At 74.4% G+C, this 24414-nt stretch carries 21 protein-coding genes and 2 pseudogenes; 15 read left to right on the top strand and 8 right to left on the bottom strand.

Translation table 11 applies throughout. The features are described 5' to 3' along the window. Positions 1 to 67: 67 nt before the first annotated feature. Positions 68 to 337 (top strand): hypothetical protein, encoded by a 270-nt coding sequence (locus tag ACFWW8_RS27910; protein WP_386532530.1) that lies wholly within the window; start codon positions 68 to 70, stop codon positions 335 to 337. A 50-nt stretch (positions 338 to 387) separates the two neighbouring features. Here ACFWW8_RS27910 and ACFWW8_RS27905 read toward each other — a convergent pair. The 3 genes and pseudogenes from ACFWW8_RS27905 to ACFWW8_RS27895 form a co-directional block, all read right to left on the bottom strand. Further along, positions 388 to 1598, bottom strand: a pseudogene (locus ACFWW8_RS27905) (CaiB/BaiF CoA transferase family protein). Between the two features lie 60 nt (positions 1599 to 1658). Further along, entirely contained in the window at positions 1659 to 2450 is a 792-nt protein-coding gene (locus ACFWW8_RS27900; protein WP_386532528.1) for an ABC transporter permease, read from the bottom strand. Continuing rightward, complete coding sequence (locus ACFWW8_RS27895) at positions 2447 to 3442, bottom strand: ATP-binding cassette domain-containing protein (protein ID WP_386532526.1); 996 nt, start codon at positions 3440 to 3442, stop codon at positions 2447 to 2449. The genes ACFWW8_RS27900 and ACFWW8_RS27895 overlap by 4 nt, the downstream gene beginning before the upstream one ends. A gap of 73 nt (positions 3443 to 3515) precedes the next feature. Between ACFWW8_RS27895 and ACFWW8_RS27890 the strand changes: the two genes are divergently transcribed. Further along, complete coding sequence (locus ACFWW8_RS27890) at positions 3516 to 4244, top strand: TetR/AcrR family transcriptional regulator C-terminal domain-containing protein (RefSeq protein ID WP_386532524.1); 729 nt, start codon at positions 3516 to 3518, stop codon at positions 4242 to 4244. A gap of 103 nt (positions 4245 to 4347) precedes the next feature. Here ACFWW8_RS27890 and ACFWW8_RS27885 read toward each other — a convergent pair whose 3' ends face one another. Further along, positions 4348 to 5511 carry a type ISP restriction/modification enzyme gene (locus tag ACFWW8_RS27885; protein WP_386532614.1) on the bottom strand — a complete coding sequence of 388 codons (1164 nt, stop codon included), beginning with the start codon at positions 5509 to 5511 and terminating at the stop codon, positions 4348 to 4350. A 96-nt stretch (positions 5512 to 5607) separates the two neighbouring features. Between ACFWW8_RS27885 and ACFWW8_RS27880 the strand changes: the two genes are divergently transcribed. Next, on the top strand, positions 5608 to 5796 hold the full coding sequence (locus ACFWW8_RS27880; protein WP_386532523.1) for a hypothetical protein: 189 nt from the start codon (positions 5608 to 5610) through the stop codon (positions 5794 to 5796). A gap of 48 nt (positions 5797 to 5844) precedes the next feature. On the opposite strand, the gene ACFWW8_RS27875 is transcribed toward ACFWW8_RS27880, so the two are convergent. Then, a complete protein-coding gene (locus ACFWW8_RS27875) occupies positions 5845 to 6594 on the bottom strand; it encodes a GntR family transcriptional regulator (protein ID WP_386532521.1) in 750 nt (249 codons plus the stop codon). 63 nt (positions 6595 to 6657) lie between these two features. Further along, positions 6658 to 7995: a homogentisate 1,2-dioxygenase gene (gene hmgA / locus ACFWW8_RS27870; RefSeq protein WP_386532518.1), complete on the bottom strand. Its 1338-nt coding sequence runs from the start codon at positions 7993 to 7995 to the stop codon at positions 6658 to 6660. A gap of 225 nt (positions 7996 to 8220) precedes the next feature. Here hmgA and ACFWW8_RS27865 point away from each other — a divergent pair. The 9 genes and pseudogenes from ACFWW8_RS27865 to ACFWW8_RS27825 form a co-directional block, all read left to right on the top strand. Further along, positions 8221 to 10263: pseudogene (locus ACFWW8_RS27865) on the top strand (right-handed parallel beta-helix repeat-containing protein); the annotation flags it as partial. A 577-nt stretch (positions 10264 to 10840) separates the two neighbouring features. Beyond that, positions 10841 to 11716 carry a hypothetical protein gene (locus ACFWW8_RS27860; RefSeq protein ID WP_386532612.1) on the top strand — a complete coding sequence of 292 codons (876 nt, stop codon included), beginning with the start codon at positions 10841 to 10843 and terminating at the stop codon, positions 11714 to 11716. After that, positions 11713 to 11913 (top strand): hypothetical protein, encoded by a 201-nt coding sequence (locus tag ACFWW8_RS27855; protein WP_386532516.1) that lies wholly within the window; start codon positions 11713 to 11715, stop codon positions 11911 to 11913. The genes ACFWW8_RS27860 and ACFWW8_RS27855 overlap by 4 nt, the downstream gene beginning before the upstream one ends. Before the next feature lie 62 nt (positions 11914 to 11975). Continuing rightward, positions 11976 to 13313, top strand: coding sequence for a hypothetical protein (locus tag ACFWW8_RS27850; protein ID WP_386532513.1), 1338 nt, complete (start codon positions 11976 to 11978; stop codon positions 13311 to 13313). Positions 13314 to 13348: 35 nt separating this feature from the next. After that, a complete protein-coding gene (locus ACFWW8_RS27845) occupies positions 13349 to 13969 on the top strand; it encodes a TetR family transcriptional regulator (RefSeq protein WP_386532609.1) in 621 nt (206 codons plus the stop codon). Between the two features lie 312 nt (positions 13970 to 14281). After that, positions 14282 to 16483: a molybdopterin oxidoreductase family protein gene (locus ACFWW8_RS27840; protein WP_386532510.1), complete on the top strand. Its 2202-nt coding sequence runs from the start codon at positions 14282 to 14284 to the stop codon at positions 16481 to 16483. A gap of 73 nt (positions 16484 to 16556) precedes the next feature. Beyond that, positions 16557 to 18152 (top strand): CitMHS family transporter, encoded by a 1596-nt coding sequence (locus tag ACFWW8_RS27835; RefSeq protein ID WP_386532507.1) that lies wholly within the window; start codon positions 16557 to 16559, stop codon positions 18150 to 18152. A 100-nt stretch (positions 18153 to 18252) separates the two neighbouring features. Then, entirely contained in the window at positions 18253 to 19665 is a 1413-nt protein-coding gene (locus ACFWW8_RS27830) for an aldehyde dehydrogenase family protein (RefSeq protein WP_386532504.1), read from the top strand. Between the two features lie 17 nt (positions 19666 to 19682). Continuing rightward, positions 19683 to 20762, top strand: a complete 1080-nt coding sequence (locus tag ACFWW8_RS27825) for a Zn-dependent alcohol dehydrogenase (RefSeq protein WP_386532502.1) — start codon at positions 19683 to 19685, stop codon at positions 20760 to 20762. A 106-nt stretch (positions 20763 to 20868) separates the two neighbouring features. On the opposite strand, the gene ACFWW8_RS27820 is transcribed toward ACFWW8_RS27825, so the two are convergent. Next, positions 20869 to 21540, bottom strand: a complete 672-nt coding sequence (locus tag ACFWW8_RS27820; protein ID WP_386532499.1) for a TetR/AcrR family transcriptional regulator — start codon at positions 21538 to 21540, stop codon at positions 20869 to 20871. An 80-nt stretch (positions 21541 to 21620) separates the two neighbouring features. On the opposite strand from ACFWW8_RS27820, the gene ACFWW8_RS27815 reads away from it, so the two are divergent. From ACFWW8_RS27815 to ACFWW8_RS27805, 3 genes are all read left to right on the top strand, one after another. Next, on the top strand, positions 21621 to 22772 hold the full coding sequence (locus tag ACFWW8_RS27815; RefSeq protein ID WP_386532496.1) for an acyl-CoA dehydrogenase family protein: 1152 nt from the start codon (positions 21621 to 21623) through the stop codon (positions 22770 to 22772). A gap of 85 nt (positions 22773 to 22857) precedes the next feature. Further along, positions 22858 to 23145, top strand: coding sequence for a YiaA/YiaB family inner membrane protein (locus tag ACFWW8_RS27810; protein WP_386532493.1), 288 nt, complete (start codon positions 22858 to 22860; stop codon positions 23143 to 23145). A 130-nt stretch (positions 23146 to 23275) separates the two neighbouring features. After that, complete coding sequence (locus ACFWW8_RS27805; RefSeq protein WP_386532490.1) at positions 23276 to 23914, top strand: TetR/AcrR family transcriptional regulator; 639 nt, start codon at positions 23276 to 23278, stop codon at positions 23912 to 23914. Here ACFWW8_RS27805 and ACFWW8_RS27800 read toward each other — a convergent pair. Then, positions 23905 to 24366, bottom strand: a complete 462-nt coding sequence (locus ACFWW8_RS27800; protein WP_386532487.1) for a MaoC family dehydratase — start codon at positions 24364 to 24366, stop codon at positions 23905 to 23907. The genes ACFWW8_RS27805 and ACFWW8_RS27800 overlap by 10 nt on opposite strands. Positions 24367 to 24414 lie beyond the last annotated feature (48 nt).

Genomic DNA, 24414 nt, shown 5'->3' with positions numbered 1-24414 from the left:
GCGCGACGCGGGGGCGATAGGGTTAACCTGCCCGGGCCGGGTGCCCTCGTACGGGTGGGGAGAGATCATGGAACAGATAGCAATGCGCAGCAGGCCGCCACGCGTGCCTGCCGTCACCTGTGGCAGCAACGCGACCAGCTCGCGCCTCGACCGCCATCTCGCGGTACTGGGCGGCCCTGCCGTCCCGCACCGGGATGCCGCCGAGGCGACGCTGCTGATGCGGGAGCTCACCTCGCGCGACCACACGCACCGCCTGCGGAGCCGGAGCGCGCGCGTCTCGCTCTTCGCGCCGCTGCGCCGTCTGCGTCGCACGCTCTTCGGCAGCCGCCGCTCGTAAACCGTCCCCGCAGCAGAGCCGTTCACCCCCGGGCTCCCGGCTTCCCGGCCCTACGCGACCACACCGTCCCGGCGCAGTTCCGCGATCTGCGCGTCCGTCATCCCCAGGGCGCGCAGCAGGGCTCCGGTGTGCTCTCCCAGCGCGGGCACCGCACCCATGTGCGGTGCCGCGCCGCCCGGCAGCCCGATCGGCGGCAGCAGAGCCCGCAGCGGGCCCACCGGTGACCCCACCTCCCGCCAGCGGTCCCGCGCCGCCAGCTGCGGATGCCCGGCCAGCCGGGCCACCGAGTTCAGCCGCGCGCAGGCGATGCCCGCCGCCTCCAGCCGCCCGATCGCCTCGTCCGCGCCCAGCCGGGCCAGGGCCCCTGCCACCACGGCGTCGGTCCGCTCCCGGTTCGCGGTGCGCGCCGCGTTCGTCGCGAATGCCGGATCCTGCGCCAACTCCGGCTGCTCCAGAAGCTGTTCGGCGAGCCTGCGCCACTCACGGTCGTTCTGCACCGACAGCAGCACCCGGTCCCCGTCCGCCGTCGGGTAGGCGTCGTACGGCGCGATCACCGCGTGCGCGAGACCGGTGCGCACCGGCTGCTCCCCGCCGTGCATCGTGTGGTGCAGGGGATGCCCCATCCACTCGGCGAGCGCGTCCAGCATCGACACCTCCACCCTGCCGCCGCGTCCCGTGACCCCGCGGCGCAGCAGCGCGGCGAGCACGCCCGAGAACGCGTACATGGCGGCCGCGATGTCGGCGGCCGGGATGCCCGCCTTGACGGGCTGCTCCGGCGTGCCGGTCACCGAGACCAGTCCCGCCTCGCACTGCACCAGCATGTCGTAGGCGCGCTTGTGGGCGTACGGCCCCTCGGCGCCGTAGCCCGACACGTCGACGGCGACCAGCCGCGGATACGCCCGCACAGCGCGGCCGAATCCAGCCCGAGCCGGGCGGCGGCCCCCTGGGCGAGGTTCTGGACGAACACGTCGGCGCCGGCCAGCAGTCCGTGCAGTACGTCGAGGCCGCGCGGGTCCTTCAGGTCGAGCGCGATCGACTCCTTGCCGCGGTTGGCCCACACGAAGTGGGAGGCGAGGCCGTGCGCGGCGGTGTCGTAGGCGCGCGCGAAGTCGCCGCCGTCGGGACGCTCGACCTTGACCACCCGCGCGCCGAGGTCGGCGAGCTGACGGGTGGCGAAGGGGGCCGAGACGGCCTGTTCGACGGCGACGACCGTGATGCCGGACAGGGGGAGGGGTTCGGGCGCGGTGCTTTCGGTGTCCATGGCACCGATGCCTATCCCGCCGGACCCCGCCCTGTCACCCCCCGCCCCCGCCCGGCCCCCTCACCCCGCGGTGCCGCGGGCGAACCGCCGGGACGCCAGCGGCACGAACACGGCGAGCAGCAGCGCCGACCAGAGCAGTGCGCCGGCCACCGGGTGCGCGGCGGGCCAGGCCGCGCCCGCGCCGGCCCCGGCCCCCGGGTTGCCGCACAGCTCACGCACCGCCGTGGCCACGGCGCTGATCGGGTTCCACTCGGCGACCGTGCGCAGCCATCCGGGCAGGCCGGCGGTCGGGAGGTAGGCGCTGGAGAGCATCGGCAGGACGAAGGTGGCGCCGCCGAGCTGCCCCGCGGCCTCCTCGCTCCGGGTCAGCAGGCCCAGGTACGTCCCGACCCAGGCGGTGGCGAAGCGGAACAGCAGCAGGATCCCCAGCGCGCCGAGCGCCCCGGGCAGCCCGTTCTCGATCCGCCAGCCCATGGCCAGCCCCACCAGCATCAGCGGCACCATCGACACGCCCGTGGTGAGCAGGTCGGCCGCCGTCTGCCCGAGCGGTACGGCGCTCCGGCTCATCGGCAGCGTACGGAACCGGTCCATCACCCCCCGGTGCGCGTCCTGCGCGGCGGTGAACAGGCCCGTCATCAGGCCGTTGGCGGCCGTCGCGGCGAGCAGCCCGGGCACCAGGAACGCGCGGTAGTCGGCGCCCGGCATGGCGAGCGCGCTGCCGAAGACGTACCCGAAGAAGAGGAGCATCGTGATCGGCATGGTCTGGGTGAGGATCAGCAGCGCCGGGGCGTGCCGGGCCTTCTGGAGCCGGCTGGCCAGGACCGCGCCGCCGTCGGACAGCAGGGTGCTCATGCGGCGTACTCCTCGTGGTCGGTGCCCCGGTCTCCCCGTTCGGCGTCCCGGTTCCCGGCGGGGCGGGTGAGGCGCAGGAACACCTCGTCGAGCGTGGGCGGCCGCAGGCTCGCGTCGGTGACCGGCACGCCGGCGGTGTCGAGCGCGCGGATGATGTGGGGCAGGGTCAGCCCGGCGTCCAGCACGGTCACGCCGACGGTGAGCCGCTCCTCGTCGAGCACGGGGTGCCCGCCGGTGAGCTGGTCGAGGACGCCGGCGGCGGCCGCGACCGCTCCGCGCGCGGCGACGTGGACCTCGGCGTAGGCGCCGATCCGTGCCTTGAGCCCGGCCGGGGTGCCGGTGGCGGCGGCGCGGCCGCTGTCGACGACCACGATGTCGTCGGCCAGCCGGTCCGCCTCCTCCAGGTACTGGGTGGTGAGCAGCACGGTGGTGCCCTCCGCCGCGAGCGCCCGGACCGCCGTCCAGATGTGGTCGCGCGCCCCGGGGTCGAGTCCGGTGGTGGGCTCGTCGAGGAACAGCACCCGGGGCCGGGTGATCAGCCCCGCGGCCAGGTCCAGGCGCCGGCGCATGCCGCCGGACCAGGTGCCGGCCACGCGTCCGGCGGCCTCGGTCAGGCCGAAGCGCTCCAGCAGCTCGTCGGCGCGGGCCCGGCCGGCCGCGCCGCGCAGTCCGGCGAGGCGGGCGAAGAGCCGGAGGTTCTCACGGCCGGTCAGGTCCCCGTCCACCGAGGCGTACTGACCGGTGACGCCGATGGCGCGGCGGACGGCGGCCGGCTCGCGGACGACGTCGTGGCCGGCGACGAGGGCACGGCCGCCGGTGGGCGAGGTGAGGGTGGTGAACACCCGTACGGCGGTGGTCTTGCCCGCGCCGTTGGGCCCGAGGAGACCGCAGACCGTGCCCTCGCGGACGGCGAGGTCGAGGCCGCGCAGGGCGCGGACCTCCCCGTAGCTCTTCTCCAGAGCCTCACTAAGTACGGCGTACGTAGTAGTCATGCGGGAGACCCTACCGCACTACGTACGTTGTACGTAACTAATATGGGGGCGAGACGACGAGGTGATCCGAGCGATGACAACCGGTGGACGAGCCGCTGAACCGGAAGTGATCTGGTCCCGCCCGCAGCGGACCGGCCGCGGGCCGAAGCCCGCGCACAGCCGCGGGTCGATCGCGGCCGAGGCGGTGCGGATCGCCGACGTCGAGGGGATCGACGCGGTCTCCATGCGGCGTGTGGCTGCCGGAATCGGCGCCGGGACGATGTCCCTGTACAACTACGTGCCGCGCAAGGAGGACCTGTACGAGCTGATGGTCGACGCCGTCAGCGGGGAGTACGAGCTCACCCCGCCGACCGGCGACTGGCGGGCGGACCTGCTCGGCCTGGCCCGCCAGGCGCGGGGGCTGATGCACCGGCACCCGTGGCTGCCCCGGCTGCTGAGCCCCGTCCACGGCTTCAGTCCGAACGCCCTGCGGTACCTGGAGCACACCCTCGCCTGCCTCGCGCCGCTGGACGTGCCGGACGGCGAGAAGCTGGAGCTCGTCGCCGCCGTCAACGGCGCGGTGGCGACCTTCGTGGCGGGCGAGCTGGACCTGGCCGAGCGGGCACGGGCGCTGCCCTGGAGCGAGGCCGCGGAACGGGGCGTACGGGCCGCCTGGCTCGGCTCGCGGCTGGAAACGGGGGAGTACCCGCGGCTGGCGGCGGCCCTGGCGACCGGCGCCGTTCCGGTGACCGCGGCCGGGCCGGAGCTGGCCGACGTGTTCGACCGCTCGGTGGAACGGCTGCTGGGGGCCTGGGGGCCGTAGGCCTGCGACGGCGCGGGGGCTCGGGGATGCGGTGGCCCGGTGGCCCGGGGGTGCGGTGGTGCGGTGGCGCGCGGGCCGGCGCTGGCGGGGCGCCGCGCGCGGGTTACAGCAGGGCGAACTGCCCGCCCGGGCCCTCCTCCTGGTGGTCCAGCACCGAGGCCGGGCGCCGCGCCCACCGGGGCACCGGCAGGACCCCCGCGGCGCGCAGCCGGGCCGCCGGCAGGAGGGGGCCCGGCTCGAACGCGGCCCGCTCCGGCGCCAGATCGGCCAGCAGCGCCAGGGTGGTGACCAGCGCGAGCAGTTCCGAGGTCCAGTCCTGCGGCCACTCGGCCGGCCCGAGCGCCTCCAGCCCGTCGGCCGCGGGGTCGCGGTGCGCGGTGCGGGCGGCGCACCACGACTCCAGCACCCGGACGCCCTGCACCTCGTACTCCCAGGCCCCGGGCGGGACGGGCGAAACGGTCCCGCCGCCCAGGCTCAGCGTCTCGCTCGCTGTGTCGTACGCGATCCCGTGCGGCCACCCGGCGACCGCCGAGCGGACGTACGGGCGCCGCCCGCCGGGCAGCCGGGGCGCCTCGCCCCCGCGCGCCCCGCGCAGCTGGACGGCGAGGAGCCGGTGCCCCAGCTCCAGCCCGGCCCGCCAGCGCTCGGGCGCGGCGGCGAGCGGCACCTCGTACCCCCGCGGTCCGGGGCGGCCCGCCGCGAGGATCCAGCACAGTACGTCCTCCGGGGTGGCCCAGCCGCCGTACTGCCCGCCGAGCAGGGGCAGCAGGCCCGGCGCGAGGTTCGGCTCGGAGCCACCGGGACGCCGGTGCAGAGGCCGGGTCCGGAGCGGCCGCCCGGCCGGCAGGTGCGCGGTGACGAGCGGCTCGGGCCCCTCGACCAGGAACAGCTGGTGCCCGTCCAGCACCCGCCAAAGCTCGGGGCGGGCGGTGTCGATCAGCCGCTGGTCGGGCAGCAGCCACTGCTCGTCGAAGGGGGCGCGGAGCACCCGTACGGGGTCCGGGCAGGGGCCCGGTCCGTCGGCGAACCGGGTCGTGGCCGAGCGCTGACCGGGCAGGGCCGCGGCCCCGGCGGCCGGGGTGCGGCTGCGGCTCGGGCGGAACAGCCGCTCGCGGTCGGCCCCTTCGGCGCCGGCCAGGGCGGCCCAGCGGGCGCGCAGGACGGCCGGGTCGGGTGCGGCCACCCAGTCCCGGCCGAGGCGCAGGCCGCCCACGGCCCACGGCATCAGATCGTCCAGCAGCGGTACGTCGTCGCTCACGCCGCCGATGGTAGCGACGGCACCCGGCGGCCGGGCTGCGTCCAGGCCGAAGCGTTACGCTCCTTATGTAGGCATACGTCCCGTATCGACCGAGGAGACACGGCCATGAGTCAGTACGACGAATACTCGACTCCGTCGCAGGCCGAGGGCGAGCGCCTCGACGAGGACATGGACGAGGCCCAGCGCGCACAGCGCCACCACCCCCAGACGACGCGCACCACGCCGTCCCAGGCGGAGGGCGAGCGGACCGCCGAGGACGAGCGGACCGCGGAGGGCGACGCCGCGCGGGGCTGAGCACGTCGCCGCTGGGGAGCCGTAGCGGTAGCCGCGGGGCCGCGCCGGTCAGTGTGCGTCCACGCTCACCGTGAAGGAGAAGCGGTCGCCGCGGTACCGGATGCGGGCCACGTCCACGACCCGGCCGTCCTCGTCGTACGTCACACCCGTGTAGTGCAGGATCGGGCTGAGCAGCGGGACCCGCAGCAGCTCCGCCGTCTCCGGGTCCGCGAGCCGGGCCTCGATCGTGTCGATGATCCGGCTGATCCGCACCCCCACGACGTCCCGCAGGACCTTCGTCATCGGCCACCGTTCGAGGTCGGCGGTCTCCACGGCGGCGGCGAACTCGGGGAGGACCGCGTTCTCCGCCCAGTTGGTCGGCTCCCCGCTCTCGCGGTCGTGGCGCAGCCGGCGGTAGGTGACCACCTCCGCCGTGTCCGGGAAGTGCTCCAGCAGTTCCCCGGCCACGGGCGTGCGCCCGTGGCCGAGGATCGTCGTACGGTCGCCCGACTGCTGGGCCACGATCGCGTCGACCGAGCCCAGCAGGCGTACGGGGGCGCCGCGCAGCGCCCCCGGCTCGATGAAGGTGCCGCGCCGCCGGTGCCGGCTGATCAGGCCCTCGCCCTCCAGCTCCTTCAGGGCCTGCCGCATGGTCAGCACGCTGACCCCGTAGTGCCCGGCGAGCTGCTCCTCGGTGGGCAGGCGCAGCGAGGCGTCCGGGGTGCGCCCGAGTATCGAGGCGCGCAGCGACTGGGACACCTGGTACCAGAGCGGAAGCTTCCGGTTCAGTACCAGTGAGTCGGGGGCGAAGGCGGTCACGGGTGGTTCTCCGTACGGCTGGGCGCGGGGTGCGGCGGCGCAGGTGAGCGTACGCAGGACGGGTCAGGCGCGGAAGTGGCGCTGCAGCCCCTGCCAGACGTCGTCGTAGTCGCGCTGGAGGTGGTCCGCGCCGGCCGCCTGGGCGGTGGTGGTGATCGGCCAGCGGGTCTCGAACATGAACGCCAGGCCGTCGTCGATCTTCTGCGGCTTCAGCTCGGCGGCGCTCGCCCGGTCGAAGGTCTCCCGGTCCGGGCCGTGCGCGGACATCATGTTGTGCAGCGAGCCGCCGCCGGGGACGAAGCCCTCGGCCTTGGCGTCGTAGGCCCCGTCGATCAGGCCCATGTACTCGCTCATCACGTTGCGGTGGAAGTAGGGCGGGCGGAAGGTGTCCTCGCCGACGAGCCAGCGCGGAGCGAAGACCACGAAGTCCACGCCCGCCAGCCCGGGGGTGTCGGAGGGCGAGGTCAGGACGGTGAAGATCGACGGGTCGGGGTGGTCGTAGCTGATCGAGCCGAGGACGTTGAACCGGCGCAGGTCGTAGACGTAGGGGACGTGCGTGCCGTGCCAGGCGACGACGTCGAGCGGGGAGTGGTCGTAGGTCGCCGACCAGAGGTTGCCGCAGAACTTGTTGACGACCTCGGTCGGGCGGTCGAGCAGGCCGGGCTCCTCGTACGCGGCCACCGGGGCCCGGAAGTCGCGGGCGGCGGCGAGTCCGTTGGCGCCGATCGGGCCCAGGTCGGGGAGCTCGAAGGGCTGCCCGTAGTTCTCGCAGACGTACCCGCGGGCGTCGGCGTCGAGCAGCTCGACGCGGAAGCGCACGCCGCGGGGGATCAGCGCGATCTCACCCGGCCGGGCGGCGAGCAGGCCGAACTCGGTCCGCAGGAGCAGCCCGCCGCGCTCCGGGACGATCAGCAGCTCGCCGTCGGAGTCGCTGAACACCCGGTCGACCATGGAGGAGTTGGCGGAGTAGAGGTGGATGGCCATGCCGGCGCGCTGGGTTGCGTCGCCGTTTCCGCCGAGGGTCCACAGGCCGGCCAGGAAGTCGGTACCGGGGGCCGGGTCGGGCAGCGGGTTCCAGCGCAGCCGGTTGGGATCCGCGGGGGCCTCGGTGAAGGGGCCGGTGCGCAGGGCCCCGTTGTCGATCCGGGTGAAGGACGGGTGCGCGGCCGAGGGGCGGATCCGGTAGAGCCAGGAACGGCGGTTGTGGCTGCGCGGCTCGGTGAAGGCGCTGCCGCTGAGCTGCTCGGCGTAGAGGCCCAGGGGGGCGCGCTGGGGCGAGTTCCGGCCGAGCGGCAGGGCGCCGGGGACGGCCTCCGAGCTGTGCTCGTTGCCGAAGCCGCCGAGGTACTCCAGCGCCTCCGCCGTCTTGCCGGCCCGCTCGCTGCCCGACTGCTCGCTCATGTGCTGCTCCCGCTCCCTCGAAGGAATCCTATGGCTGACAGTAGGATTCCGCGGCCCGCACGTCAACGGCGGCTTCCGGCCGGGGTGGGGTGCCGGGGCCGCGCACCGCCGCCCGGTCCGGGCGGAACGGGTTCCCGGGCGGGCGGGAACGGATTCCCGTGCGGACGGAACGGATTCCCGCGCGGGGGGATCCCAAAAGATGAACATTGCTCTACTCTCTCGCGCATGTCGTGGACCCGCAGGTTTCCTGCCGTGCCGGTGGCGCTCCTCGCCGCCCTCCTCGCCCTCCTGTCCCTCTTCGCCGCCGCACCCGCGGCCCGGGCCCACGAGGAGCGGCCCGTCGCCCTCCCCGACGGCACCGGGTCGGTGCCCGAGTACCGCGCGACAGAGCCGGACCTGCTGGTCTGCAAGACCGACCGGACGGCCTTCGAACGCCGCATATCCGCCTTCCCCGAGGCGCTGCGCCAGCGCAACCTCGCTCTCTACGAGCGGTGCGAGCAGAACGGCTACCGCCACCTCCAGGAGGCCGTGGACGCCGTCGACCGGCCCGGGATGAACATCGCGATCCTCCCCGGGCTCTACGAGGAGGAGCCCTCCCTCCCGAAGCCGGCCGGCGAGTGCGCCGCGCTGAAGGCCCCCGACTCCTCGCTCGGCTACCAGATCCTCAGCTACGAGCAGCAGGTCCAGTGCCGGCACAACCAGAACCTCGTCGCCATCCTCGGCAAGACGGACCTCCAGATCGAGGGCACGGGGGCCTCGCGGCTGGACGTCGTCATCGACGCCAAGTACCAGAAGCTGAACGCCGTCCGCGCCGACCGGTCCAACGGCGTCTACTTCCGCAACTTCACCGCCCAGCGCACCACGTTCAACTCGCTGTACGTCCTCGCGGGCGACGGCTTCGTCATCGACGACGTCCTGACCCGCTGGAACGACGAGTACGGCTTCCTGACCTTCGCCAGCGACCACGGGCTCTACAAGAACTGCGAGTCGTACGGCAACGGCGACTCCGGCATCTACCCCGGCAGCGCCTCCGACATCAACGACGGCCGCGGCTACGAGGTCCCCCGGTACTCCATCGAGATCACCGGCTGCCGCAGCCACCACAACATGGTCGGCTACTCCGGCACCGCCGGCGACTCGGTCTGGGTCCACGACAACGAGTTCGACCAGAACATGGGCGGCGCCTCCATGGACAGCGCCTTCCCCGGACACCCCGGACTCCCGCAGAACCACGCCAAGTTCGAGCGGAACCTGATCCACGACAACAACCAGGACTACTACCGTTACGTCGCCGACGGCACCTGCGCCAAGCCGCCGGCCGAGCGCGGCTACGAGCAGGGCGTCGTCTGCCCCCAGATCTCCATGCCGCCGGGCACCGGCATCATCACCGCGGGCGGCAACTGGAACCTGTACGAGGGCAACTGGGTGTACGGGCACCGGCGGGCCGGCTTCTTCCTCAGCGCCGTCCCGGCCTTCATCCGTGGCGAGGAGGCGTGGTCCAAGCAGACGGACACCTCCCACCACAACCGGTACGCCGGGAACGTGATGGGCAAGGACAAGGCGGGCGTCGCCCGGCCCAACGGTATGGACGTGTGGTGGGACGGCCAGGGCCGCGGCAACTGCTGGCAGGACGGCCCCGACGGCTCCACGCCGGGCACCGTCCCGCAGTGCGGAGCCGCCCGCGGCGACCTCACCGGCGCCTCGGCCCGGCTGGTGGGCGAACCGGTGAAGCTGGTCCAGCTCCTCGTCTGTGCCGACTACAGCGTCCAGGCCCGCAAGCTGCCGGCCGGCTGCGACTGGTACGGCGCGCGCGGCCTGGAGCGGGTGGAGACCCAGATCGCGCTGGCCGTGGCGGGCGTGCTGCTCCTCGTCGGCGGGGTGCTGTGGTGGCGCCGACTGCGCGGCTCCCGGCTGGGCACGGCCGCCTCGCTCCTCGGCCTGGCCGGGCTCGCGCTGGACGTGGCCGGCTCCACCGCGGGGCTGGTCGCCACCTTCGTGCCGGCCCTCGCGCTCCTCCTCCTCGGGCTGTGGTGGACGGGCGCGGGCCTGGCGCTGCGCACCGACCGTCCCTGGCTGGCCCGGCTGACCCTGCTGCTGGCCGGCCTGACGCTGCTCGACGCCTTCGACAAGGCGGTCCTGATGATCCCCTGGACCCCCCTGAGCCCCGCCTGGGTACGGGCCCTGGTGGCCCTGGTGTGGCTGCTCTGGGCGGCCGTCGCCTCGGCCCGCCCCGCCCCCCGGGCGCCGGCAGGGGAGCCGGAGGGCGCCGGGGGAGCGGGTGGCGGTGGGGGCGCGACCGCCGCCCGGGAGCCGGGGGCCGCAGGGGAAGCCGCTCCGGTGGGGGCCGGGGAGCCGGGGGTCGCCCCGGTGGGAACCCGGGCAGCCGCTGGGGCGGGCGACCGCGCCGCTGACGGGGCGGGAGCCGCACTGGCGGGAGCCGCCAAGGTGGGAGCCGGGGAGCGGGGAGGCACCCTGTCCGGCGCCCTGGCAGCCCCCGGCGCGGGGGCCCCCGGCGCGGGAGCCGCTGGGGCGGGAGAGGCAGGGGCGGGGCCCGCCGCCGGAGCGGCCGGCCGCGCCCCTGCCCCGGACGGCGCCGGCCCCGGTCCGGCGGGGCCCGGCCCCGGTGCCGCGGACGCCGGTCCCGATTGCGGCCGACCGGGAACGGAGGGCCCCCGATGACCCGCACCGTGTCCGAGACCGCCCGGGGCGCGCGGGGTTCCGCCCCGGGACGCGGCCGCACAATCCGGCTCACCGCCGGGGGTGGGCAGTGAACGCGGCGGGAGCGCCGGGCGGCCCGTTCGCCGGCGCCGGTCCGTCGTACGACGCACCCCGCACCCCCCGCCCGGTGCGCGGCCGGGCGCGGCGCCGGGCCGCCCGTACCGCGGCCCTGCTCGCCCTCGTCCTGCTCCTCGGCGGCGGAGCGGCAACGGGCTGCGGAGGGAGGGCGACCACCCACCACAAGCCGGGTACCAGCCACGAGGAGGCCTCCGGCAGCGCGGGCACCCTGCTCACCGCCGACGACGGCGCCGGCCACCGGCTCCGCGAGGTCCCGGCCGGGGGCGCGCCGAAGGTCCGCCTCACCGCCCGCCCGGACTCCGAGGACGGCTGGAACCTTCAACTGACGGTGGACAACTTCGCCTTCACCCCCGACAGCACCGGCGGCGCCGCGCTCCGGGGCGCGGGCCACGCCCATCTGGAGCTCGACGGCCGCAAACTGGCCCGGCTGTACGGCCCCTGGTTCCACCTGCCCGCCGCGCAGGTCCCCGAGGGCGCGCACACCCTGACCGTCCGGCTGTACGCCGACGACCACACCGCCTGGGCGGTGTCCGGCAAGCCGGTGGAGGCGACCGTCCCGCTCACCGGCAACGGCGGACCCGGCGGTCACAGCCACGGCGCCACCCCGCCGGCGTCGCCGCCCGCACCCACCCCCGCGCCGGGCCTGCCCACCGGACAGGCCGCGGACCGCACCGTCACCATCACGGTCCGCGACGGCAAGGTCAGCCCGGCACCCGCGCGCACCGAGCTCAAGCGAGGCGAACGCGTCGCCCTGCGCGTCACCAGCGACCGGGCGGACACCCTGCACGTCCACGGCTACGACAAGGAACTCGCCCTGCCCGCGGGGCAAGAGGCCGGCCTGGTCCTGACGGTCGACCGCACCGGCCTCTTCGAGGTCGAGACCCACGCGTCCGGCCTCGTCCTGACCCAGCTCCTCGTCCGATGACCCCGCACCAGCGCCGCAACCAGCGCCAGCGCCAGCACCGCAACCCGTGCCAGCGCCGCAACCCGTGCCCGCGCCAGCACCGGCGCCGGGACCCCGCCCCGCCCCAGCTACCGGCGCCGGCCGGCGCCGACGCCCGCGCCAAGGCCGTGGCCGAGGTGTCGCCCCGCTCCGTCCGGGCCCGGGCGGAACGGTGGTGACCCCCCTCGGGCCGGGAGCCGGTCCCGGTGCCGCGGGCGCTGGTGGAGGCGGCGGCCAGGGCGTGGTCCTTCGCCCGGCCGCTCCCGATCCGTTCACCGCGCTCGCGCACGGGATCGGGTCCCAGCACGACTTGCCGATCTCACCCTTCTACGCTTTCGCCGGCGCCTTCACCGCCCTGTTCGTCTCCTTCCTCGCACTCGGCCTGCTCTGGTCCACCTCCCGCTTCCGGGGCGACCGCTCCGGGATCGCGCTGCCCGCCGCCTTCCAGGGGGTGGCCGACGCGCCGGCCACCCGTACCGTCCTGCGCGGAGTCGGGCTCGTCGCCGCGGTGGCCGTCCTGCTGCACCTCCTCCTCGGCCCCGACGACCCCGCCCGCAATCCCGCTCCCGGCGCCGTCTACGTCCTCTTCTGGGTCGGACTCGTCCCCGCCTCCCTCCTCCTCGGCCCCGTCTGGCGCCTGCTCAACCCGCTCCGCACCCTGCACCGCCTCTCCGTCCGCCCCTTCCGCCGCCCCGACCCCGACCGATCCCACCCCGACCGATCCCACCCCGACCGCCCCCTCCCCGCCCGGTTGGGGCAATGGCCCGCCGCCGCAGGCCTGTTCGGGTTCACCTGGCTCGAACTCGCCGCTCCCGATCCCGCGTCCACCACCACCCTCCTGATCGCCCTCACCGCCTACGCCGCCGCCCAGCTGCTGCTCGCCGCCCGCCACGGCGAGCGCTGGTTCGACGACGGAGACGCCTTCGAGGTGTACTCCGCGCTCCTCGCCCGTCTCTCCCCCCTCGGCCGTCGCAGCGACGGCCACCTCGTTCTCCGCAACCCCTTCCACGGACTCGACGCCACGCCCGAGCGGCCCGGACTCGTCGCCACCGTCTGCGTCCTCCTCGGATCCACCGCCTACGACGGTTTCTCCGACAACCCCTCGTGGATCAACGTCCTGCAGACCTCCCCCCTCGGCCGCACCCCCACGGCCACCCTCGGACTTCTCGGTTCCGTCGCCCTCGTCGCCGTCCTGTACTGCCTGTGCGCCGCCGGCACCCGCCTGGTCAGCGGACCGCACCCCGGCCCCCTCACCGCCTTCGCGCACTCACTCGTACCGATCGCCCTCGGCTATCTGATCGCCCACTACTTCTCCCTCCTGGTAGTCGAAGGACCACGCACAGTGAGCATGGCACTCGGCACTGACAACGCCCCGGAACCCGTGTCCCCCTTGGATCCCGGCGGCCTCGCCGCCCTCCAGGTGATCGCCGTCGTCGCCGGCCACGTCCTCGGTGTCGTCGCGGCGCACGACCGGTCCGTGCGACTCTTTCCTCCCGCGAAAGCGGTGGCCGGCCAGCTGCCGCTGCTCGCGCTGATGATCACGTACACCATCGGGGGGCTGAGTCTCCTGCTGAACTGAGGCCCCGCCGAACGGATGACGCCAGGAGCGGCATGATGGACCCCGTGCCCCCCACCCCCTCCCTGCGCCGCACCCCCGTGCAGCAGCGCAGCGCCGACCGGCTCGCCCGGATCCTCGACGCGTGCGCCGAACTCCTGGACGAGACCGGTTACGACAACCTCAGTACGCGCGCGGTCGCTCTGCGCGCCGGCGTGCCGATCGGCTCCGTCTACCGCTTCTTCGGCAACAAGCGGGCCTTGGCCATCGCCCTCGCCCACCGCAACCTGGACCGGTACGCCGACGGCATCACGCACCGGCTCGCGGGCCTGCCATCCACGCCCTGGCAGCCGGTGGTGGACGCCGTGCTCGACGAGTACCTGGCCATGAAGCGCAGCGTCCCCGGGTTCGCGCTCGTGGACTTCGGCGTACCCGCCCCGCCCGCCGACGGGCCGGCTGCCGACCCCAACCACCTGGTCGCCGTCCGCCTGACCGAGCTGCTCAGCGCGCACCTGGGCCTCACCCCCGACGCGGCACTGGAGCGGGCGGTCCTCGTCGCCGTCGAGGCCACGGACGCGCTGATCCAGCTGGCCTTCCGCGTCGATCCCGCCGGGGACCCCGGCATCGTGGCCGAGACGCGCGCCATGATGCACGCCTACCTGGCGCGCGTCCTGGGCTGACCCGCCGCGCGGACTTCCCGGCCCGCCGTGCGTCGGCCGCGGCCGTCACCGCGCCGTAGCCGTTACCCCGCGCCGTAGCCGTCACCCGGCGCCGCGGCCGGTCGCCCTGACCCGCGCCGTCCTGCCCCCGGATCCGCCCGCCCCGGGCTCCGCCCGCCAGCGGACCGGCCGGCCCGCCCAGGCCGCTCGCGGACGGACCCCGGCAGACCCCTCCCCTCCGTGCCTACCGGTCGGTATGCTCGGAGCGCCCGCGTGACCGCGCCCACCGTGCCCGGCCGCGACCGTGCCGCAGTCTGCCGCCCTGGAGGGTCCATGCCCCGCACCGCCCTGCGCATCTGCCCCCTCTGTGAAGCCACCTGCGGCCTCACCCTCACCCTCGACGGCGCCGCCGTCACCGGCGCCCGCGGTGACCGCGAGGACGTCTTCAGCCGCGGCTTCATCTGCCCGAAGGGCGCCGCCTTCGGGCAGCTCGACGCGGACCCGGACCGGCTGCGCGGCCCCCTCGTCCGCCGCGACGGCCGGCTCCGGGACGCCACGTGGGAGGAGGCGTACGAAACGATCGCCGCCGCCGTCCCCGCCCTGGTGGGGGAGTACGGAGCCCAGTCGGCCGGGGTCGTCCTCGGCAACCCCAACGTCCACACCATGGCGGGCGCCCTCTACCCGCCGCTCCTCCTCAAGGCCCTGGGCACCCGCAACCTGTTCACCGCCAGCACCGTCGACCAGATGCCCAAGCACGTCTCCAGCGGACTGCTCTTCGGCGACCCGTTCGCCATTCCGGTGCCCGACCTCGACCACACGGACTTCCTGCTGGTCCTGGGCGCCAACCCGGTCGAGTCCAACGGCTCCCTGTGCACCGCTCCCGACTTCCCCGGCCGCCTCAAGGCCCTGCGCGCCCGCGGCGGCACCCTGGTCGTCGTCGACCCGCGCCGTACCCGCACCGCCCGGCTGGCCGACCGCCACCTCGCCCCCCGACCCGGCAGCGACGCCCTGCTGCTCGCGGCCCTCGCGCACACCCTCCTCACCGAGAAGCTCGCCGCGCCCGGCGCCGCACTGGAGGACATCACCGAGGGGATCGGGGAACTCGCCGCCGCGCTCGGGAGTTTCACTCCTGAGGCCGTCGCACCCGCCTGTGACCTCCCGGCCGACGAGATCCGCACCCTCGCCCGCGAACTCGCCGCCGCGCCCACGGCCGCCGTCTACGGGCGCATCGGCAGCTCCACCGTCGAGTACGGCACCCTGGCCAGCTGGCTCGTCGACGTCCTGAACATCCTCACCGGCAACCTCGACCGGCCGGGCGGAGCCCTCTTCCCGCTCGCCGCCACGGCCGGCGCGCCCCGTCCGGCCGGCCCCGGCAAGGGGTTCGCCCTCGGCCGCTGGGCGAGCCGGGTCAGCGGCCACCCCGAGGCCAAGGGCGAGCTGCCCCTCGCCGCCCTCGCGGAGGAGATCGAGACGCCGGGCGACGGGCGGATCAGGGTGCTGCTCGCCATCGCCGCCAACCCCGTCCTGTCCGCACCCGACGGCAACCGGCTCGACCGCGCACTGGCCGGGCTCGACTTCATGATCTCCGTCGATCCGTACCTGAACGAGACCTCGCGCCACGCCCACGTCGTGCTGCCCCCGCCGCCGCCCGCACAGAGCGCGCACTTCGACTTCGCCTTCAACGGATTCGCCGTGCGCAACCAGGCGCGCTACTCGCCCGCCGCCGTCGAGCTGGAGGAGGGGCGGCTCGACGAGTGCGAGATCCACGCGCGGCTCGTCCTCGCCGTCTCGGGGCTGCACGGCGCCCCGCCGGAGGCCGTCGACGAGCGCGTCATCGCCGACACCCTCGCGCGGGCCGTCGCCGACCCGTACTCACCGCTGCACGGCCGCGACCCCGACGAGCAGGCCCGGCTGCTGTCCGGCCGGACCGGCCCCGAGCGGCGGCTCGACCTGATGCTGCGCCTCGGCCCGTACGGACTCACCCTCGACGACCTCCGACAGAGCCCGCACGGCATCGACCTGGGACCGCTGCGGCCCCGGCTCCCGGGCCTGCTGAAGACGCGCAGCGGCAGGATCGAGCTGCTGCCGGACCCGATCGCGGCCGAGCTGCCCAGGCTCCGCGCGGCGCTCGCCGACCGCCCCGCGTCCCTGGTGCTCGTGGGCCGCCGCCACCTGCGGTCCAACAACAGCTGGTTGCACAACGTCCCGGCCCTCGCCGGAGGTTCCAACCGCTGCACCCTGCACGTCCATCCGCAGGATGCCGACCGGCTCGGACTCACCGACGGGGCCCGGGCCCGGATCACCGCCGACGGCGGCAGCCTGGAGGTGCCCGTCGAGGTCACCGACACCGTCCGCACCGGCGTCGTGAGCCTCCCGCACGGGTGGGGTCACGACCGCGCCGGGACCCGGCTCTCGGTGGCCGCCGAGGAGCCCGGCGTCAACGTCAACCAGCTCCTCGACGGCAGCCGGCTCGACCCGCTGTCCGGCACGGCGGTGCTCAACGGCTTCCCGGTTGAGCTGGCGCCCCTGCCCTGAGCAGGGGTTTTGCTCGTATTGCTCACACGCGGACGTCTTGTTGGCGCAAGGAGACGGCACCTACGTTCCCAGCATGCTGACCTTCCTCGGCTTCGCCATGATCGCGACCTTCCTGGTCCTGATCATGATGAAGAAAATGTCGCCCATCGCGGCGCTCGTCCTCATCCCCGCGCTCTTCTGCGTGTTCGCCGGACAGGGCGCGCAGCTCGGCGACTACGTGATCGACGGCGTCGGCAAGCTCGCGCCGACCGCCGCCATGCTGATGTTCGCCATCGTCTACTTCGGCGTGATGATCGACGTCGGCCTCTTCGACCCGATCGTGCGGGGCATCCTGCGCTTCTGCAAGGCGGATCCGATGCGGGTCGTGGTCGGCACCGCCGTCCTCGCCGCGATCGTCTCGCTGGACGGCGACGGCTCCACCACCTTCATGATCACCGTGTCGGCGATGTACCCGCTGTACAAGCGGTTGGGGATGAGCCTCGTCGTCATGACCGGCGTCGCGGCCACCGCCAACGGCGTCATGAACACCCTGCCCTGGGGCGGCCCCACGGCCCGTGCCGCCACCGCCCTGAAGCTCGACGCCGGCGACGTCTTCGTGCCGATGATCCCGGCCCTCGCGGCCGGGCTGCTCTTCGTGTTCGTCCTCGCCTACGTCCTCGGGCTGAAGGAACGCCGCCGGGTCGGCACCCTGACACTGCCCGGCGGGCGGGAGCCCCTGGACGCGGAGTCGGAGCGCCTCGTACCGGCCGGCGCGGCGGCGGGCCCGGTCACCGCGACGCGCGCGGCGAAGCCGTCCGGCCCGGCCGGGTCCACGGGGGCGGCCGGGACCACCCCCTCGGCCGGCGCCGCCGACGCGGGCGACCCCGCCCCCGCACCCGCCGATGCCGCCCGCACCCCCGCCCCGGCCCCCGCCCCGGCCCCCGCCCCCGCCCCGGCCCCCGCCCCGGCCCCGGCCCCCGCCCCGGCCCCGGCCCCCGCCCCGGCCCCCGCCCCGGCCCCGGACGCCGCCGGCGGCCCCGCCGACGGCTTCCAGGGCCTCGACCCGGACCGCCCCACCCTGCGGCCCCGCCTGTACTGGTTCAACGCCGGCCTCACCGTCGCCCTGCTCACCTCGATGATCATGGAGCTGCTGCCCATCCCGGTGCTGTTCCTGCTCGGCGCCGCGCTCGCCCTCACCGTCAACTTCCCGCACATGCCGGATCAGAAGGCCCGCATCGCCGCCCACGCCGACAACGTCCTGAACGTCGCCGGCATGGTCTTCGCCGCCGCCGTCTTCACCGGCGTCCTCACCGGCACCGGCATGGTCAAGGGGATGGCCGACTGGCTCGTCGGCGCCATCCCCGAGGGCATGGGCCCGCACATGGCCCTGGTCACCGGCCTGCTGAGCCTGCCGCTCACCTACTTCATGTCCAACGACGGCTTCTACTTCGGCGTCCTGCCCGTCCTGGCCGAGGCGGGCGCCGCCCACGGCGTCTCCCCGCTCGAAATCGCCCGTGCGTCCCTCGTCGGCCAGGCCCTGCACATGTCCAGCCCGCTGGTTCCGGCCGTGTACGTCCTCGTCGGGATGGCCAAGGTCGAGTTCGGCGACCACACCCGATTCACCGTCAAATGGGCCGCTTTGACCTCCCTGGTCGTCCTGGCGGCAGGGATGCTTTTCGGCATCATCTGATCCCGGACACCCCTGGCGCACCGAAAACTACCGGCGCTAGTTTGTAGGCTGTCCGCGAGGTCAGGTCCACGTGCTCGTGCGTGTTTCGGGAGGAACAGCCATGAAGGCCCACGACGGGATGTACATCGGCGGGGAATGGCGGCCCGCCGCCGGACGCGAGCGGATCGAGGTCGTCAACCCCGCGGACGAGCAGGTCATCGCCGGGGTCCCGGCCGGTACCGCCGAGGACGTGGACGCGGCCGTACGCGCGGCCCGCGCCGCCTTCCCGGCCTGGGCGGCCACCCCGCCCGCCGAGCGGGGCGCCCTCATCGGCGCCCTCCGCGACGTGCTGGCCGCGCGGAAGAAGGAGATAGCCGAGACCATCACCGCCGAGCTCGGCTCCCCGAGTGGGTTCTCGGAGGCGGTGCACGTCGGATCGCCGATCGCCGTGGCCTCCTCGTACGCGGAGCTCGCCGCCTCGTACGCCTTCGAGGAGCGGATCGGGACCTCCACCGTCCTGCTGGAGCCGGTCGGCGTGGTCGGAGCCATCACGCCCTGGAACTACCCGCTGCACCAGGTCGTTGCCAAGGTGGCGCCCGCTCTCGCCGCCGGCTGCACCCTCGTCCTCAAGCCGGCCGAGGACACCCCGCTGACCGCACAGCTCTTCGCCGAAGCCGTGCACGAGGCGGGCATCCCGGCCGGAGTCTTCAACCTGGTGACCGGTACCGGTCCGGTCGCCGGTCAGGCCCTGGCCGCGCACGAGGGCGTCGACCTCGTCTCCTTCACCGGCTCGACCGCCGTCGGCCGGAAGATCGGCGCCACGGCCGGCGCCGCCGTCAAGCGGGTCGCCCTCGAACTGGGCGGAAAATCGGCCAATGTCATCCTGCCCGGGGCCGACCTGGCCAAGGCCGTCGCGACGGGCGTCGGCCACGTCATGAACAACACCGGCCAGAGCTGCAACGCGCTCACCCGCATGCTCGTCCACCGGGACCAGTACGAGGAGGCCGTCGCCCTCGCGGCCGCCGCCGTCGCCAAGTACCCCACCGGCGACCCCCGCGACCCGGGCACCCGCCTGGGCCCCGTCGTCAACGCCAAGCAGCGCGACCGCGTGCGCGGATACATCGCCCAGGGCATCGAGGAGGGCGCCCGCCTCGTCGCCGGCGGCCCCAACGCGCCCCGGGAGCACGGGTACTTCGTCGCCCCGACCGTGTTCGCCGACGTCACGCCCGACATGACCATCGCCCAGGAGGAGATCTTCGGCCCCGTCCTCTCGATCCTCGCCTACGAGGACGAGGAGGAGGCCCTGGCCATCGCCAACGGCACCGTCTACGGCCTGGGCGGCGCCGTCTGGGCCGCCGACGAGGCCACGGCCGTGGCCTTCGCCCGCCGCATGGACACCGGCCAGGTGGACATCAACGGCGGCCGCTTCAACGTGCTCGCGCCCTTCGGCGGCTACAAGCAGTCGGGCGTGGGCCGCGAGCTGGGCCCGCACGGCCTGGCCGAGTACCTCCAGACCAAGTCCCTGCAGTTCTGAACACGGAGACGACGACCATGGTCCGCGCCGCCATCCTGCCCGCCGTCGGAGCCCCGCTGGAGATACGGGAGATCGTGCTGCCCGAACCCGGACCCGGCCAGGTCCGGGTCCGGCTCACCGCCGCCGGCGTCTGCCACTCCGACCTCTCCCTCACCAACGGCACCATGCGGGTCCCCGTCCCCGCCGTCCTCGGACACGAGGGCGCGGGCACGGTCCTCGCGGTCGGGGAGGGCGTCACCCACGTCGCCCCCGGCGACGGCGTGGTGCTCAACTGGGCCCCGTCCTGCGGGGAGTGCCACCACTGCACCATCGGCGAGGTCTGGCTCTGCGCCAAGGCCCTCTCCGGGGTCGGCGCCGTCTACGCGCACGACGCGCAGGGCGCCGAGCTGCACCCGGGCCTGAACGTCGCCGCGTTCGCCGAGGAGACCGTCGTCGCGGCGAACTGCGTGCTGCCCGCGCCCGCCGGGATCCCGCTCGCCGAGGCCGCCCTGCTCGGCTGCGCCGTCCTCACCGGCTACGGCGCCGTCCACCACAGCGCCCAGGTCTTCCCCGGGGAGTCCGTCGCCGTCTTCGGCGTCGGCGGCGTCGGTCTGGCCGCGCTCCAGGCCGCCCGGATCGCCCAGGCGGGCCCGATCGTGGCCGTCGACGTGTCCCCGGCCAAGGAGGAGCTGGCCCGCGCGGCCGGCGCCACGGACTTCGTCCTCGCCTCCGACACGACGGCCAAGCAGATCCGCGCACTCACCGGCGGACACGGCGTGGACGTCGCCGTCGAGTGCGTCGGCCGGGCGGAAACCATCCGCGGGGCCTGGGAGTCCACCCGGCGCGGTGGACGCACCACGGTCGTCGGCATCGGCGGGAAGGAACAGCAGGTCACCTTCCACGCGCTGGAGATCTTCCACTTCGCCCGCACCCTGACCGGTTGCGTCTACGGCAACAGCGACCCGGCCCGCGACCTCCCGGTGATCGCCGAACACGTCCGCGAAGGCCGTCTCGACCTCGGCTCCCTGGTCACCGACCGCATCACCCTCGACGGCATCCCGGCCGCCTTCGACGCCATGCTGGCGGGCAAGGGCGGCCGCTCCCTGGTCATCTTCTGACCCTGCCGCACGCGGCCCCTGCCGTACGCGGCCCCTGCCGTACGCAACCCCGGCGGGGGCGGCGTACGGCCGGGGCCGTTCCGCGCGCCTCACACCGTTCTGCGCCTCACGCCGTTCCGCGCGCCGCCTCGTACTGCAGTGCCAGCCCGTCCAGCAGCGCCGTCAGGCCCGTCTCGAAAGCGCCCTGGTCCACCTCGCGCTGCCGCTCGGCCAGCAGGTGCGCCTGCCCCAGGTGCGGGTAGTCCGCCGGATCGTACGCCGCCTCGTCGTCCACGAAACCCCGGGCGAAGGACGCCACCGCCGAGCCCAGGATGAAGTACCGCATCAGCGCGCCGATCCGGGTCGCCTGCGCGGGGGGCCACCCGGCCTCCGTCATCGCGCCGAACACCGCGTCCGCCACCCGCAGGGCCGCGGGACGGCGCCCCGGTCCCCGGGCCAGCACCGGCACGATGTTCGGATGGTCGGACAGCGCGTCCCGGTACGAGTGCGCCCAGGCGTGCAGGGCCCCGCGCCAGTCCCGGCCGCCCTCGGCGCCGTACGCGGGAGCCTCGAACATCGACAGGTCGACCCGCGCGCTCACCGCGTCCGCCACCGCTTCCAGGATCTCGTCCTTCGTCCGGAAGTGGTTGTACAGCGAGGGCCCGCTGACTCCGAGCGCGGCCGCCAGCCGCCTCGTCGACACCGCGTCCAGTCCCTCCGCGTCCACCAGTGCGCCCGCCGCCTCGACGATGCGGGTTCTGCTCAGCAGGGGCTTGCGCGGTCTGGCCATGCGCCACATAGTAGGGCCTGCCCGCCATAAACTACCGGTGCTAGTTAACTGGCCCCGGGAGCCCGCCACGACGACCCCGGAGGTGCCCGGTGAACCTTGAGCTGAGCGAGGAGCAGACCGCCGTACGCCGGCTCGCCCGCGAGTTCACCGACCGCGAGGTCGTCCCGTACGCGGCCGAGTGGGACCGCGCCGAGAGCGTCGACCGGGCGATCGTGAAGAAGCTGGGCGCGCTCGGCTTCCTCGGCCTGACCGTCCCCGAGGAGTACGGCGGCTCCGGCGGCGACCACCTCGCCTACGTGCTGGTGACCGAGGAGCTCGGCCGCGGCGACTCCGCCGTGCGCGGCATCGTGTCCGTCTCCCTCGGCCTGGTCGCGAAGACCGTCGCCGCCTGGGGCACCGAGGAGCAGAAGCGTGCGTGGCTGCCCCGGCTGTGTTCCGGCGACGCGCTCGGCTGCTTCGCCCTGACCGAGCCCGGCGTCGGATCCGACGCGGGCAACCTCACCGCCCGCGCCGTGCGCGAGGGCGACTCGTACCTGGTCAGCGGCACCAAGATGTTCATCACCAACGGCACCTGGGCCGACGTGGTGCTGGTCTTCGCGCGTACCGGCGACGAGCCCGGCCACCGCGGCATCTCGGCCTTCCTGGTCCCCACCGACACCCCGGGCCTCACCCGCCGCGCGATCCACGGCAAGCTCGGCCTGCGCGGCCAGGCCACCGCCGAACTCGTCTTCGACGGGGTCCGCGTACCGGCCTCCACTCTGCTCGGCCCCGAGGGCAAGGGCTTCTCGGTCGCCATGTCCGCGCTGGCCAAGGGGCGGATGTCGGTCGCCGCCGGCTGTGTGGGCATCGCGCAGGCGGCTCTGGAGGCGGCTGTCGCGTACGCCGCCGAGCGCGAGCAGTTCGGCAGGCCGATCGCCCACCACCAGCTGGTCCAGGAGCTGATCGCCGACATCTCGGTCGACGTGGACGCGGCCCGGCTGCTGACCTGGCGGGTCGCGGACCTCATCGACCGCGGGCAGCCGTTCGCCACCGAGTCCTCCACCGCCAAGCTCTTCGCCTCCGAGGCGGCCGTGCGCGCCGCGGGCAACGCCCTCCAGGTGCACGGCGGGTACGGCTACATCGACGAGTACCCGGCCGGCAAACTGCTGCGGGACGCCCGCGTGATGACCCTGTACGAGGGCACCAGCCAGATCCAGAAGCTCCTCATCGGCCGTGCCCGCACCGGGGTTTCGGCGTTCTGAGGCCGCTCCGTCCGGTTCCGAGATGAGTACGCGCCTGAGTACGCGTGCGGATGTGTCCGCGGCCGGGCGGCCCGATGCTCGACCCATGAGCGAGACACCGGTCAAGCAGCAGAACACGGGGGCGTACTACGGCCAGGCCGTTGCCTCCTTCGGCATCGCCATGGGCGCCGTGTCCGTGGGGATCTACAACCTGGAGGTGGACGGCTGGGTCCGGGCCTTCCTCGGCATCGCGGTCCTGTACCTCACCACCTCGGCCTTCACCCTCGCCAAGGTGATCCGTGACCGCCAGGAGGTCACCAAGATCGTCAGCCGGGTGGACCAGGCCCGGATGGAGAAGATGATGGCGGAATACGACCCCTTCGCGCCGAAGTAGCGGGCCCGGGGACCCGTCGGGGACGAGCCACGACCGGGCCGGAGGCGCCGGTCCGCGTGGACCGGGCTAAGCGCTTGCTCACCCTCCGGTAGGGTGTCCCTTCCCAACGGGTGAAGAGGGTGAGCGGGCGATGGACAGCGTGGAGGAGACGGCCGGCGGCTACCAGCCGTGGTCGGAGGTCACCCCCGAGGCCGCGCGGCGGCTGCTCGTGGCCGCCGTCGAGGCCTTCGCCGAGCGCGGGTACCACGCCACCACCACACGTGACATCGCCGGCCGGGCCGGCATGAGCCCGGCCGCGCTCTACATCCACTACAAGACCAAGGAGGAGCTCCTCCACCGGATCAGCCGGATCGGCCACGACAAGGCCCTGCACATCCTCACGACCGCGTCCGAAGGCCCCGGCAGCGCCGCCGAGCGGCTCGACGCCGCCGTACGGTCCTTCGTGCGCTGGCACGCCGCACACCACATGACCGCGCGCGTGGTCCAGTACGAGCTCGACGCCCTGGCCCCGGAGCACCGCTCCGACATCGTGGCGCTGCGCCGCCGGAGCGACGCCGCCGTGCGCCGCATCCTGGCCGACGGGGTCGCGGCGGGCGAGTTCGACGTGCCCGACGTGCCGGGCACCACCCTGGCCGTGCTGTCCCTGTGCATCGACGTCGCCCGCTGGTTCAGCGCGGCCGGGCAGCGCACGCCCGACGAGGTCGGCGCGCTGTACGCCGACCTCGTGCTCCGCATGGTGGGCGCGCGGGCGCCCGCGCCTCAGAAGTAGTAGCGCGACACCGACTCGGCCACGCACACCGGCTTGTCGCCGCCCTCGCGTTCGACCGTCACGGTGGCCGTGACCTGCACCCCGCCGCCCGCGTCCACGACCTCCGTGACCACGGCGGTGGCGCGCAGTCGCGATCCGACGGGCACCGGGGCGGGGAAGCGCACCTTGTTCGTGCCGTAGTTGATGCCCATTTTCATGCCCTCGACCCGCATCACCTGCGGTACCAGGCTCGGCAGCAGCGACAGCGTCAGGTAGCCGTGCGCGATGGTGGAGCCGAAGGGGCCCGTCGCGGCGCGCTCCGGGTCCACGTGGATCCACTGGTGGTCGCCGGTCGCGTCCGCGAAGAGGTCGATGCGCTTCTGGTCGACCTCCAGCCACTCGCTGGGACCGAGCGGTTCGCCCGTTCCGGCACGCAGTTCCTCGGCGGACGTGAAGACCCTCGGCTCGGCCATGCCCTGATCCTGCCTCTCACAGACGACGGACGTACCACGCTCAATGAA

This window comes from Streptomyces sp. NPDC058701, assembly GCF_042715295.1.
Lineage (GTDB): Bacteria > Actinomycetota > Actinomycetes > Streptomycetales > Streptomycetaceae > Streptomyces.
The sequence above is the reverse complement of the archived record's forward strand: the minus strand, read 5'-3'. Positions and strand labels throughout refer to the sequence as shown.

Coding starts and splice junctions, on each gene's coding strand:
- ACFWW8_RS27830 (WP_386532504.1), top strand. CDS start 18,253: ATGAAGGCCCACGACGGGATGTACATCGGCGGGGAATGGCGGCCCGCC.
- ACFWW8_RS27855 (WP_386532516.1), top strand. CDS start 11,713: ATGACCCCGCACCAGCGCCGCAACCAGCGCCAGCGCCAGCACCGCAAC.
- ACFWW8_RS27805 (WP_386532490.1), top strand. CDS start 23,276: ATGGACAGCGTGGAGGAGACGGCCGGCGGCTACCAGCCGTGGTCGGAG.
- ACFWW8_RS27900 (WP_386532528.1), bottom strand. CDS start 2,450: ATGAGCACCCTGCTGTCCGACGGCGGCGCGGTCCTGGCCAGCCGGCTC.
- ACFWW8_RS27820 (WP_386532499.1), bottom strand. CDS start 21,540: ATGTGGCGCATGGCCAGACCGCGCAAGCCCCTGCTGAGCAGAACCCGC.
- ACFWW8_RS27825 (WP_386532502.1), top strand. CDS start 19,683: ATGGTCCGCGCCGCCATCCTGCCCGCCGTCGGAGCCCCGCTGGAGATA.
- ACFWW8_RS27890 (WP_386532524.1), top strand. CDS start 3,516: ATGACAACCGGTGGACGAGCCGCTGAACCGGAAGTGATCTGGTCCCGC.
- ACFWW8_RS27800 (WP_386532487.1), bottom strand. CDS start 24,366: ATGGCCGAGCCGAGGGTCTTCACGTCCGCCGAGGAACTGCGTGCCGGA.
- ACFWW8_RS27845 (WP_386532609.1), top strand. CDS start 13,349: ATGGACCCCGTGCCCCCCACCCCCTCCCTGCGCCGCACCCCCGTGCAG.
- ACFWW8_RS27895 (WP_386532526.1), bottom strand. CDS start 3,442: ATGACTACTACGTACGCCGTACTTAGTGAGGCTCTGGAGAAGAGCTAC.
- ACFWW8_RS27880 (WP_386532523.1), top strand. CDS start 5,608: ATGAGTCAGTACGACGAATACTCGACTCCGTCGCAGGCCGAGGGCGAG.
- ACFWW8_RS27835 (WP_386532507.1), top strand. CDS start 16,557: ATGCTGACCTTCCTCGGCTTCGCCATGATCGCGACCTTCCTGGTCCTG.
- hmgA (WP_386532518.1), bottom strand. CDS start 7,995: ATGAGCGAGCAGTCGGGCAGCGAGCGGGCCGGCAAGACGGCGGAGGCG.
- ACFWW8_RS27910 (WP_386532530.1), top strand. CDS start 68: ATGGAACAGATAGCAATGCGCAGCAGGCCGCCACGCGTGCCTGCCGTC.
- ACFWW8_RS27840 (WP_386532510.1), top strand. CDS start 14,282: ATGCCCCGCACCGCCCTGCGCATCTGCCCCCTCTGTGAAGCCACCTGC.
- ACFWW8_RS27810 (WP_386532493.1), top strand. CDS start 22,858: ATGAGCGAGACACCGGTCAAGCAGCAGAACACGGGGGCGTACTACGGC.